Below are 12,486 nucleotides of genomic sequence, written 5' to 3' on the forward strand. Positions count from 1 at the left end.
GCCGTACACCCGGCAGGGTTGAACCTGATTCCGCCTGGCACAAGTGTCTGCAAATATTGCCAGACAATTAATTCGCTAGTCGCTGTGGTTTCCCTAGCAGAGCCGACGCGACAGACGCACTCTTCTAGAGTCTGTCGCTGCCTGCCCGCCCCCCATTTTTTGTACTGCCCGAGCCCGAATGAAAGACACCCCAACAGCCCGCGCGACCCGTGCTGGCGCAGCAAAGGCCGTCAAAGCGCCAGCGCCGCTCGCTGCGCAGCATCCGCGCAGCACGCCCGACCGCGTGGCCGACGCCATCAGCAAAGGCATCCTGATGCGCCGCTTTACCGTCGGGCAGCGACTGGTCGAGGCTGACCTCACGCGCGATCTCGGCGTAAGCCGCAGCACGGTGCGCGAGGCCTTGCGCATCCTGGCGTCGAGCGGCGTGGTCGACCTCACGCCGCACCGCGGGGCCGTGATCCGCTCGCTAGACCGCGAAGATGCAGCCAGCCTGCTGGGTGTGCTCGAAGTGCTCACCGGCCTGGCAGCGCGCCTGGCCGCCGCCAATATCCACATCGGCAACAACGCCAAGCGCTTCGAGGCGGCGGCGCAAAAGCTCATCAAGGCCAACACGCCCGAGGCGCTCGACCGCGTGCTCGACGAGCGCGCCAACTACTACAAGGTCATGTTCGACATTGCCAACAGCGGCGAGCTGAATCGCGTGCTGCCGCAAGCACGCGCCCATCTTTTTCGGGCGCAGTTCTATCAGTCCCTCACCACCGCCGACCTGCGTTCGATGGTGGCCGAGTACCGCGCCATCACCGAGGCGATTCTCGAAGGCGACCAGGCCAAGGCGGAGGCGCGCACCCGCAAGCACTTGCAGAAAACCGGCGAGCGCACCCTGCCGCGCATGACCGCATTCTCGTTGGCGTAAGTCGTCTTCGTCTCAAGCCCTGGAGTCGATGACGGCGGCATTGATCATGGTGCGCAATTCACGCCGGATCGGATACAGGCTGGACGGAATCAGTTGCGTGAGGAACACGACGCAGAGGTCCTCCACCGGATCGATCCAGAAAGCCGTCGAAGCCAATCCACCCCACCAGTACTCACCGACCGAGCCGGCCAGCCCGGTCTTTGCCACGTCGGTGGTCATCGCAAAGCCCAGTCCGAATCCCACGCCGGCATAGGTCGCTTCGGAGAACATCGAGACCGCCATATCGGCCAGTTCGCGGCCACCGGGCAGATGGTTGGAGCGCATCAGCTGCAGCGTCTTCGGACCCAGCAGGCGCACATCGCCCAAGGCACCGCCCTGGCGCAGCATCTCGCAGAAGCGCATGTAGTCGCTGGCCGTCGAGACCAGTCCGCCGCCGCCCGAAGGCGCTGCGGGAGGCTCGCGAAATGTGCGGCCGGGTGCTGGCGCCAGCGCACCCACAGCGGACTTCACATAGCACTGGGCAAGACGCGCGGCCTTGTCTTCGCCGACATGAAAAGCCGTGTCCACCATCCCGAGTGGTTCGAAGATGCGCCGACGCAAAAACTCGTCGAACGGGACGCCGGAAATCTTCCCGATCAGGTAGCCCAGCACATCGGTGGCGACTGAATAGTTCCACGCCGAGCCCGGAGAAAATTCCAGCGGCAGCTGAGACAACTGGTCGATGAATCCGTCCAGTCCTTCAGCCTGTTCGAAGGGCTCGACCCTGCCTCGGCGGTAGGCAGCGTCGACGCTGGTGCGCATCTGAAAGCCGTAAGTCAGCCCGGACGTGTGCCGCAGCAGATCGACCATCCGCATCGGCGCAGCAGTCGGTTTCGTCTGGAAATTGCCCGGCAGTCCCGACTGGTAAACGCCCAACTCACGCCACGCCGGAATGAAACGATGCACCGGATCGTCGAGCGCCACCAAGCCCGCCTCGACCAACATCATGAAGGCGACGCTGGTGACCGGTTTGGTCATCGAATAGATGCGCACGATGCTGTCTTCACGCAGCGGCGTGCCGCTTTCGAGCGAGGCATGCCCCAGCACCGACTGGTGCACCAGTTGTCCCCCGCGTGCGATCTGCAGCAAGGCACACGGCATCTTGCCGGGCGTCACATACTGGTCGGCCAGGAACTTGTCGATGCGGGCCAGGCGTTTCGAGCACATGCCCAGCGATTCAGGCGATGCGGTGTTTGTCATGTCAGCGGCTTTCAGGTCGTATCGCTGAAATGCTAACGCCCCTGCCAGACCGCCGCACGTTTCTCCGCAAATGCCGCAGCGCCTTGCCAGTCGGAGACGCGCTGGCCGCTGTTCGCAAGACGCGCCAGCAATGGCGATACCGTCCAGTAGCCGAACGGGTTGCCACGCACCTGGGCGTAATGCGCCAGCCGCTCTGCGATGGCTGTGAGCCCGATCCGGTCGGCCATCCACATCGGGCCGCCCTGGTGGTCCGGAAAACCGTAGCCGGCGGTCCACACGATGTCGATGTCTCCCGGTCGATACGCGATACCCTCTTCCAGAATCTTTGCGCCCTCGTTGATGAGCGGGTACAGCAGGCGCTCGACGATCTCCTGCCGGCCGATGTCGGCGCGCTGCGCGATGCCATGCGCTTCTGCCTGCTCTTTGGCGATGCGCGCGGTCTCCGGGTCGGTCACGGGCTTGCGGCCGTCGTAGCGGTAGTAGCCCGAGCCCGTCTTCTGGCCGAAGCGGCCGAGCTCGAACATCTTGCGCACCACCGCGCGGTAGCTGTCGTCGGGCGGCAGGCCGCCGGCCTTGCCGTACTCGATGACCGTCTTGGCGCCGACGTCGATGCCGGCCATGTCGAGCATGCGGCACGGGCCCATCGCCATGCCGAGCGCTTCGACCGCACTGTCGATCTCCGCCGGGCTGGCGCCTTCCATCATCAGGAACTCGGCCTCGCGCATGTAGACCTCGGCCATGCGGTTGCCGATGAAGCCGTAGCACACGCCCGACACCGCCGCCACCTTGCCGATCCTGCGGGCCACCAGCATGACGGTCGCGAGCACGTCGGGCGCCGTCTTGGCACCGCGCACGACTTCGAGCAGGCGCATCACGTTGGCCGGGCTGAAGAAGTGCATGCCGACCACGTCGGCCGGGCGACCCGTGGCTTCGGCCAGCACGTCGACATCGAGTGTGGAGGTGTTGGTCGCGATGATGGCGCCGGGCTTGCAGACCTTGCCCAGGCGCGCGCACACCTGCTTCTTCAGGTCCATGTTCTCGAACACCGCTTCGATGACGAGGTCGCAGTCGGCCAGCGCCGCGTCGTCGAGCGAGCCGCTCAACAGTGCCATGCGCTGTTCGACCTGCACGGCGGTGAGCCGGCCCTTGGCGGCACTGGCTTCGTAGTTGGCGCGGACCAGCCCGAGCCCACGATCCAGCGCGGCCTGCGACGTTTCGACCAGCACCGTCGGGATGCCGGCGTTGGCGAAGTTCATCGCAATGCCGCCGCCCATGGTGCCGGCGCCGAGGATGCCGACCGACGCGATGGGCCGCAGTGCCACATCCTTGGCCAGCCCCGGAATCTTGGCAGCCTGACGCTCTGCGAAAAACAGATGGCGCATCGCCTGCGATTCGGGCGAGACGCGCAGTTCTTCGAAGAGCCGCGCCTCGACCGCCTCGCCCTCGGCGAAGGGCAGCGTCGATGCCTGCACCGCGAGCACGATGTTGCGGGCCGAGGGATAGAAGGCCTTGCGGCTGACGGCGTCGGCCAGTGCCTTGTCGAAGAAGTCGGCGGGCAGGTCGGCGGTGGATGCGACTTCCGCACTGAGCCGACGCGGCGCGGCGTCCCGGGCGACCAGCGCTTGCGCGTACGCGAGCCCGACGTCCAGCGGCTTGCCTTCATGCACCTCGTCGACGATGCCGGCCTTCAGCGCCGTGGCCGTGTCGATGCTGCGGCCGCTGGAGATGAGGTCGAGGGCCAGTTCGATGCCGGCGGCGCGCGGCAGGCGCTGCGTGCCGAGCGAGCCGGGGAGGATGCCGAGCTTGACTTCGGGCAGGCCCAGCTTGGTGCTGGGCACCGCGACGCGGTAGTGGCACGCCAGCGCGAGTTCCAGGCCGCCGCCGAGCACGGTGCCGTGCAGGGCAGCCGCCACCGGACGGTCGAGCGCCTCGATGCGGCCGAGCGTGCCGTTGTAGAGCGCCGCCGAAAAGTCAGGGTCGTCGAACGACGTGATGTCGCCGCCTGCGACGAAGGTGCGGCCTTCGCAGTGGACCAGCAGCGCGGCATAGGAGCGGTCGGCCTCGAACGCGTCGACGGCAGCGGCCAGGCCGGCGACCACTTCGGACGACAGCGCGTTGACGGGCGGGTTGGCGATGCGCAGCACGGCGATGTCGCCGTGGCGGACCAGGGACACCAGCGTGCCGGAAGCGGCCGTCGAGTTCACGTTTTCAATCATTGGAAATCACCTAGAGCGCGCCGGAAAAGCGCTTGAAGAGGTTAGCAAACGCGATTTCGCGGTGCTTGCGTCCATGTTCATGGACTCCCGGTCGCAGTTGCGACGTTGTGCACGCGAAGCGTGGCCTTCAGCACCTTGCCGGTCGAGTTGCGCGGCAACGCGTCGACGATGCGCAACTCTTTCGGCAGCTTGTAGCGCGCGAGCTTGCCTTCGGCAAAGGCGTGCAGCCCTTCCAGCGTGATCGACTTGCCAGGGCACGGTGCCACCACCGCCACCACGCGCTCACCCCAGCGCGCGTCGGGGGCACCGATGACGGCGACCTCGGCGATGTCCGGGTGGTCGTACAGCACGCTCTCGACTTCGGCCGGATAGATGTTCTCGCCACCGCTGATGACCATGTCCTTGATGCGATCGCAGACGTAGAGAAAGCCTTCGGCGTCGCGGTAGCCGATGTCGCCACTGCGAAACCAGCCATCGGGCGTGAAGCTCGCCTGGGTGGCCTCGGGCCGGTTCCAGTAGCCGGGCATGACGTTGGCGCCGCGCACGCAGATCTCGCCGGTGGCGCCGGGGGCAGTCACCGGCTCACCCGACGCATCGATCAGCTTGATCTCGGTCATGAGCGGCGGCGTGCCGCTGGAGCCGAGCTTGTCTGAAGATCTGTCGGGATGCAGGAAGGTGATCATCGATGCGGTCTCGGTCATGCCATAACCTTGGTGCACCGGGATGTTGCGAGCGCCGTACAAACGCAACAACGGCTCGGGCATCGGCGCACCACCGACCGCGATCAATCGCAGCGACGAGAGGTCCGCCGCCTCGAAAGCCGCGTGCTGGCTGATGAAGAGCAGCATCGCCGGCACCGCGAAGCTCACCGTGATGCGGTGCGCCGCAACCGCATGCAGCACCGCCTCTGCATCGAAGGCGCGTTGCAGCATCAGGTGGCCTCCCGCCAAAAGCGTCGCCATGCTGCCGCACAGCAAACCGCCGACGTGGAACATGGGCGCGAAGTTGAGCGTGACGTCGGTCGACACCATGTCCCACAGGAACATCTCGTTGAGGTTGTTGGCCCAGAAGTTCCCGTGCGTGAGCATCGCGCCCTTGGGGTGGCCGGTGGTGCCGGAGGTGTACATGATCACGGCGACGTCGTCGGCACGCACCGGAACGGCGACGGGCAACGACCGCTCGGCACGAGCCCCCGCCATCAGCGCATCGGCAGACTCCCACCCCGGTACAGCTCCACCGCGATGGATGAAGCAATGACAAGCGAGGTCGGTGCGCACCGCGTCGATCACCGCGATGTGCTCTTCACCGACGACCAGCGTGTGGACGCCGGCGTCGCCGATGATGAAAGCGAGTTCTTGACCGCTGAGCCTGAAGTTGAGCGGTACGCAGATCGCGCCGATGCGCGCGGTCGCGAACAGCACGACGACGAACATCGGATCGTTGAGGCCGAGGTAGCCGACTCGTGCGCCGGGCGTCACGCCACCGGCCGCCAGAACCGCCGACATGCGCTCGATGCGCTCGATCAGCTCGCCGTAATTCCAGGTAATGCCGTTGCAGGTCAGCGCGGGCTTGTGCGGAGCGCGCGCGGCACGGCGGGTGAGCCATTCGGCCAGGCCGACCGCGTGAGCGCTGCCGGCGGTGGCCGCATCGGCGATTTTTGCGGTGGTCGCGGTGGTCAGCGTCCGGTCCATACCGGCCTTCTCTTTTCGTTGAACGAGGCCAGGCCTTCTTTCGCGTCTTCGGTCATGGCGAGCAGCGCGATCTGGCTTTCGGTGAACGCGATGCCTTCGTCGAAGGACATCGACGACAACGCGCGCATGGCGTACTTGCCGCGGCGCAAAGCGGTCGGCGATTTGCTGACGAGCCGGTCGATCAACCACTGCGTCTTGGCATCGAGCTCGGCCGTGGGCACGACATGGTTGAGCAGCCCTGCTTCCTTCGCCTCGGCGGCACTGAAGGGCTCGCCGGCAAGACACCACTCGCGCACCGTGCGGCGCGGCACGATGGCTTGCAGCAGGCTCAGCACCTGCATCGGGAACAGGCCGATCTTGACTTCGGGCAAGCCGAACTGAACATGGTCGGCGGCGATCGCCATATCGGTCATGCACAGCAGGCCGATGCCGCCGGCCATGCAAACGCCGTTGATGCGCGCGATGCTGGGCAGGGTCGAGTTCTGCACTTCGCGCAGCATGTCGGCGTAGTCGATGTTCGGCTGCGACAGGTCGAACGAGAAGCCGGCGCCGGGCTGCAAATCGCCGCCGGCACAAAACGCCTTCTCGCCCGCAGCGGTCAGCACGACGACGCGCACGTCCTTGTCGGCTTGCGCCTGCCGCCAGCCGTCGCGGATGCCCGCAACCACGTCCTTGTTGATGGCGTTGCGCTTGTCGGGCCGGTTGATCGTGACCCACATCGCGTGGCCGCGCTTTTCGGTCAGCACGGCCGCTCCGGCCGGCTGGGTTCCAAGTGTCGTATCGGTCATCGCTCGTCTGTCTCCTTCGATTTCGTTCGTCGCTTGGCGGCTTGGCGGCTCGGCGGCTCGGCCGGCCTCGCATCTTCAGGCCGGCGTGGCTGCAGGTTCTTTCACCGCTGCTTCGATCTCCACCACCACGCGGCTCGCCGCCACCTGGTCGCCGGTCTTCACATGCAATGCGATCACCTTGCCGGCCATGGGTGCGGCATGGATGTGCTCCATCTTCATGGCCTCGAGCGTGACCATCGGCTGACCGGCCTCGACCATGTCACCCACCGCCGTCATCACCGCGACCACCCGGCCGTTCATCGATGCACGCAACTTGCCGTCGCCCGCCGCATCGCCCTGCTTGGCGGAGGCTGCGCGCGTCTTGTCTTCGATGCGGACGGGCACGCCGCGGTAGTGCAGCAGCAAGAGCGTGCCGTCGCGATGGAAGGCCGCGCTTTCGAACAGACCATCGCAGAGGAAGTGCGCTTCGTTCTCCGCGACCTCTTCCAGTTCGATGACGAAGGTCTGCGCGCCGATGGTCACGTCGAAGTGCCGCTGGCCAATGAGCACAACGCCCGCGGTCGACAGCTTGCCGCCGACTTCGAAGCGCAGCGAGATCGGCAGGCTGTGCGTCATGCGCCGGCCCGAGGCGCGGGTACGCCGGTCGCCGGCCATCTCGTACAACAACACGGCGGCGATGGCGGCCGCGCGCCCTTGCAGTTCGACATCCGGCGCCAGCAGCGCGTCCTGGTTCTGCGCGATGAAGGCGGTGGTGGCGCCGCCGACCGCGAACACCTCGTGGCCGAGGCACCGCTGCAAAAAATCCTGGTTGGTCGTCACGCCCAAGGCGACCGCGTCTTGGAGCCCGGCCATCAGCTTGCGGCGCGCGGCCTCGCGGTTGTCGCCGTGGCCGATGAGCTTGGCGATCATCGAGTCGTAGTAAGGCGGGATTTCGGCGCCCGAGCGCATGGCATGCTCGACGCGCAACTGCGTCGGCATGTGCCACAGCGCCATGGTGCCGCTCTGCGGCATGAAGCCTTTGTCTGCGTCTTCGGCGCACAGGCGCACCTCGATCGCGTGGCCGGCGAAGGTGACTTGCTCCTGCGTGATGGGCAATGGCTCCCCCGCTGCCACGCGCAATTGCATTGCCACCAGATCGAGTCCGGTGATGGCTTCGGTCACCGGATGCTCGACCTGTAGCCGCGTGTTCATTTCCATGAAATAGAAATTGCCCTCGCTGTCGAGCAAAAATTCGAGGGTGCCCGCGCCCTCGTAGCGGATCGCCTTGACCGCGGCCACGGCTGTGGCGCCCATGCGGGCCCGCAGGTCGGCATTCACTGCCGGCGACGGTGCCTCCTCGATCAGCTTTTGATGGCGGCGCTGCACCGAACAATCGCGCTCGCCGAGATGGATCGCATTGCCGTAGCGGTCGGCGAACACCTGAATCTCGATGTGGCGCGGTTCGACGATGGCGCGCTCCAAAATCACTTCCGGATCGCCGAACGCGCTCTGCGCTTCGGACCGTGCGCTGCGCAGCAGCTCGCCGAATTCCTTGGCCGATGGCACGAGTCGCATGCCGCGACCGCCACCGCCGGCAGTCGCCTTGATCATCACCGGGAAGCCGATGCGCGACGCTTCCTTGGCGAGGCGTTCTTCGCTCTGGTCTTCACCTTGATAGCCCGGAATGCACGGCACACCCGCCGCCATCATCAAGGTCTTCGCACCCGCCTTGTTGCCCATCGACACGATGGCCTCGGCCGACGGGCCGATGAAGACAAGTCCCGCGTCTTTGCAAGCCTTTGCGAAGTGGTCGTTCTCCGCTAGGAAGCCATAGCCGGGATGCACCGCGTCGGCACCACTCAATCGCGCCGCCTCGACGATGGCCGGGATGCGCAGATAGGACAGGGCCGGCAACGGCTCGCCGATGCACACTGCCTGGTCTGCCTCCCGCACGTGGCGCGCATCGGTATCGGCCGTCGAGTAAACCGCCACCGTGCGGTAGCCGAGCGCGCGGGCGCTGCGGATGATGCGCAGCGCGATCTCGCCGCGATTGGCGACCAGCACTTTTCGGAACGGTGTCAACGACGGCGCGGAGGACGATGAGGCAGACGCTGCGGTACTGAAATTCGTTGCGGTCATGGGCGTTCGTCTGACGATTTATGCGGCGTTCGGGAGCGGAAAAGTGCCCATGAATTTGGCGAGGATCTGAAGCATCACTTCGTCAGCACCACCGCCAATGGAGGTCAGCCGGCCGTCGCGGAAGATGCGCGAAATCGGGCTCTCGTCCATGTAGCCCATGCCGCCCCAGAACTGCAGGCAACCATCGGCTACTTCGCGAATGACGCGGCCCGCTTTGAGCTTGGCCATGGTGGCGGTGCGCGTGGCATCGGTACCGGCCACCACCTCCTCGACGCCTTGCCAGGACAGGGCCTTCAGGCACGCGACCTCGGTCTGCAACTCGGCGAGTTTGTAGTGCACCCACTGGTTGTCGAGGATGGAGCGGCCGAAGGCCTGTCGGTCGCGCGTGTAGGCGATGGTGGTGTCGATGGCGCGCTGCGCCATGCCGGCGCTGTTGAGTGCGCCCCACAGCCGTTCGATCTGGAACTGCTCCATCTGGTAGATGAACCCCATGCCCTCTTCGCCGATGCGATAGCGCTGCGGCACGCGCACATCGTCGAAGTGAATCTGCGCCGTGTCGGACGAGTGCATGCCCATCTTCACGAGCTTGCGCGCGACCTGCACGCCTTTCGTTTTCATCGGCACCACGATGAGCGACTTGTTGCGATGCGACGAACCTTCAGAGGTGTTGGCCAACACGCAGCAGAAGTCGGCTTGCGTGCCATTGGTCGTCCACATCTTGCCGCCATTGATGACGTAGTCGCCATCGACCTTGCGGGCTGTGGTCTTGACCGAGGCCACGTCGGAACCGCTGCCGACCTCCGACACGCCAAGGCAGGCCACGTAGTCGCCGCTGATGGCCGGCGCGAGGAATTCGTCGCGTAGCTCCTTGCTGCCGCGGTGCGCGAGGGCCGGCGTCGCCATGTCGGTCTGCACGCCGATCGCCATCGGGATGCCGCCGCAGTTCATGTGCGCGAGCGTCTCGGCCATGACCGCGCCATACGAATAGTCGAGCCCCGACCCGCCGTTTTCGACGGGCTTGGTCAGGCCCAGAAAACCCAGTTCGCCGAGCCGCTTGAAGACCTGGTGCGCCGGGAAGATCTCCGCTTTTTCCCAGTCGTCGACGTAAGGATTGACCTCCTTGTCGATGAAGCGCTTGAGCGTGTCGCGCAGGGTGTCGTGTTCAGGGGTGAGTTGCATGGAAGGCTCCGTTGTGTTCTCAGGGACGTGCCACCGAGAACTGCATCTTCTGCGGTTCACGTGCCTCGGCGTCGCGGCAGATCGACAGCACTTTTGCCAAGACTTCGCGCGTATCGCGCGGGTCGATCACGCCATCGTCGAGCAGCCGTGCGCTGGTAGTGAACACGCTCATCTGGCTGTCGAAGTGCTCGACGATGCGTTTTTCCATCGCATCGAGCTTGGCCTGGTCGACCTCGCCTTTGCGCTTCATCGCGGCCTCGGTCACGATGACCATCGTCTTCGCCGCCTGCTCACCGCCCATCACCGCGGTCTTGGCGTTGGGCCACGAGAAACAGAAGCGTGGATGAAAGCCGCGGCCGCACATGCCGTAGTTTCCGGCACCGAAAGAGGCGCCGCAATAGAGGGTGATCTGCGGCACCGTGGCGTTGGTCACGGCCTGGATCATCTTGGAGCCGTGCTTGATGATGCCGGCCTCCTCGTAGTCCTTGCCGACCATGAAGCCGGTCGTGTTGTTCAGGTACAGGAGCGGCGTCTTCGACTGGCAGCAGGCCTGGATGAAGTGCGTGGCCTTGGTGGCGCCAGCCGGGTCGATCGGCCCGTTGTTGGTGACCACGCCGACCGGCATGCCTTCGATCTTGATGTGGCCGACGACCGTGGCGCCGCCGTAGTTTTCACCGAACTCCAGGAACTCCGAATCGTCGGCGATGTGCGCGATGACCTGCTTCATGTCGACCGGTCGCTTATGGTCCATCGGCATGATGCCGAGCAGGGATTCGGCGTCGTAGCGCGGTGGCTTGAAGGCGCGCGCCGGGGCGGCGGCGGCGTCGCGATTCCAGTCGATGTTGGCGAGGATCTCGCGGGCGATGCGGATGGCGTCGCGGTCGTCTTCGGCCAGGTAGTCGCCGAGGCCGGAGATCGACGTGTGCATCAGCGCGCCGCCGAGTTCTTCTTCGGTCGCGACCTCGCCGGTGGCGGCCTTCAGCAACGGCGGGCCGGCCAGGAAGGCCCGCGAACGGCCACGCACCATCACGATGTAATCCGACAGGCCGGTCTGGTAGGCGCCACCGGCCGTCGAAGAGCCGTGCGTGACCGTCACCACCGGCAGGCCGGCCGCCGAGATGCGGGCGATGTTGCGGAACAGGTTGCCGCCGGTGATGAACTCCTCCACCTTGTAGGTCATGAGGTTGGCACCGGCGCTCTCCACCAGTTGCACGTAGGGCAGCTTGTTTTCCAGTGCGAGCTCCTGCAGGCGCAACTGCTTGGGAATGCCCATCGGCTGCAGGGCGCCGGCCTCGATGCCGGAGTCGGATGCGTTGATCATCACGCGCACGCCCGAGACCCAGCCGATGCCACCGATCACACCACCACCCGGCACGCTCTTTTCGAGGTCTTCGTTGTCGAGTCCGAGACCCGCGAGCGAGCCGATTTCAAGGAACGACGTGCCGGGGTCGAGCAGCAGCGACAGCCGCTCGCGCGGCAGCAACTGGCCGCGCTTTTCAAACCGCTCGCGTGATTTTTCCGAGGTGGCGATGCTGCGCCGCTCGTAGCCGCGCACGCGCTCCAGCAGTGCCAGCATGCCGCTGCGGTTGGCCTCGAAGGCTTCGCTGCCGGGAGAAACGGTGGTCTCGATGATTGCCATGTGTAGTGCCTGGCCGGTGTTCGGCAGGATGCTGATGCGGCAGCTTAGGCAATGGCGGGCGGCGGGTCTTGCGCGAACTGGCTGCGTAGGGGTGTCTTTCGACAAAGCACGAGCCTCCAGACCGCGTGCTCCCTGGGTCAGCGCGGCAGCGACTGCGGTTGGTTCTGCCGGTGGCTCAGGGCCGGTTACGCGGGGAGACCCGCCTTGACCGGCTCACTTGGGCGTCGCGCCACGAGATCGATCTCGACGCGCGCGCCCTTGGCCAGACCCGTCACGCCGATACAGGTTCGGGCAGGTCGCCGCCCACTCGCGAAGTGGTCGGCGTAGACGGCGTTCATGGCTGCGTAGTCGGCATCGAAGTGGGTGAGGTAGATGCGCACCGACACCGCGTGCTCCAGGCCGAGGCCGCAACCGGCCAGCACGGTCTGCAGGTTCTCCAGCACCTGGCGTGTTTGCGCCTCGATGCCGTCGGGATAGGGTGAATCGAGCGAGGTGTCGACAAAGGGCATCTGCCCCGTGACGAACACCCAGCCATCGGCTTCGACGGCGTGGCTGAAGGGTGCGACCGGGTCGGGCGCACCGGCAATCATGTGGAAGATCGGAGTCATCGCAAAAAGTGGTGTGAGTTTGACAGACCGCGTGGCAAGCCAGTTGCGTGCCAGTCGGGGGAATGGCATGTGGCACGTGTCTTGCGCGACATGGA

The 12,486-nt window shown here is 65.7% G+C and carries 9 protein-coding genes; 1 reads left to right on the forward strand and 8 read right to left on the reverse strand.

From position 1 onward, the window contains the following. The first annotated feature begins 178 nt into the window (after window positions 1-178). Window positions 179-913 (forward strand): GntR family transcriptional regulator, encoded by a 735-nt coding sequence (locus tag QN397_RS15810; RefSeq protein ID WP_323501397.1) that lies wholly within the window; start codon window positions 179-181, stop codon window positions 911-913. 12 nt (window positions 914-925) lie between these two features. On the opposite strand, the gene QN397_RS15815 is transcribed toward QN397_RS15810, so the two are convergent. The 8 genes from QN397_RS15815 to QN397_RS15850 all read right to left on the reverse strand — a co-directional run bounded on the left by QN397_RS15815 (window position 926) and on the right by QN397_RS15850 (window position 12,391). Next, window positions 926-2,152 (reverse strand): serine hydrolase domain-containing protein, encoded by a 1,227-nt coding sequence (locus QN397_RS15815; protein WP_323501398.1) that lies wholly within the window; start codon window positions 2,150-2,152, stop codon window positions 926-928. Window positions 2,153-2,184: 32 nt separating this feature from the next. Then, window positions 2,185-4,368 carry a 3-hydroxyacyl-CoA dehydrogenase NAD-binding domain-containing protein gene (locus QN397_RS15820; RefSeq protein WP_323501399.1) on the reverse strand — a complete coding sequence of 728 codons (2,184 nt, stop codon included), beginning with the start codon at window positions 4,366-4,368 and terminating at the stop codon, window positions 2,185-2,187. Window positions 4,369-4,445: 77 nt separating this feature from the next. After that, window positions 4,446-6,059 carry a long-chain fatty acid--CoA ligase gene (locus tag QN397_RS15825; protein ID WP_323501400.1) on the reverse strand — a complete coding sequence of 538 codons (1,614 nt, stop codon included), beginning with the start codon at window positions 6,057-6,059 and terminating at the stop codon, window positions 4,446-4,448. Continuing rightward, window positions 6,044-6,847 (reverse strand): enoyl-CoA hydratase/isomerase family protein, encoded by an 804-nt coding sequence (locus QN397_RS15830; RefSeq protein ID WP_323501401.1) that lies wholly within the window; start codon window positions 6,845-6,847, stop codon window positions 6,044-6,046. Before QN397_RS15830 ends, QN397_RS15825 begins: the two co-directional genes overlap by 16 nt. A 75-nt stretch (window positions 6,848-6,922) precedes the next feature. Beyond that, entirely contained in the window at window positions 6,923-8,965 is a 2,043-nt protein-coding gene (locus tag QN397_RS15835; protein WP_323501402.1) for an acetyl-CoA carboxylase biotin carboxylase subunit, read from the reverse strand. Window positions 8,966-8,983: 18 nt separating this feature from the next. After that, the gene (locus tag QN397_RS15840; RefSeq protein ID WP_323501403.1) at window positions 8,984-10,144 is read right to left on the reverse strand and encodes an acyl-CoA dehydrogenase family protein; all 1,161 of its coding nucleotides are present in this window, start codon (window positions 10,142-10,144) and stop codon (window positions 8,984-8,986) included. A gap of 19 nt (window positions 10,145-10,163) precedes the next feature. Beyond that, window positions 10,164-11,783, reverse strand: a complete 1,620-nt coding sequence (locus QN397_RS15845; protein ID WP_323501404.1) for an acyl-CoA carboxylase subunit beta — start codon at window positions 11,781-11,783, stop codon at window positions 10,164-10,166. 185 nt (window positions 11,784-11,968) lie between these two features. Further along, window positions 11,969-12,391, reverse strand: a complete 423-nt coding sequence (locus QN397_RS15850; RefSeq protein WP_323495330.1) for a RidA family protein — start codon at window positions 12,389-12,391, stop codon at window positions 11,969-11,971. Between the last annotated feature and the right edge of the window lie 95 nt (window positions 12,392-12,486).

Source organism: Variovorax sp. RTB1 (assembly GCF_035018765.1).
In the GTDB taxonomy this organism is placed as follows: Bacteria; Pseudomonadota; Gammaproteobacteria; order Burkholderiales; family Burkholderiaceae_C; genus Variovorax.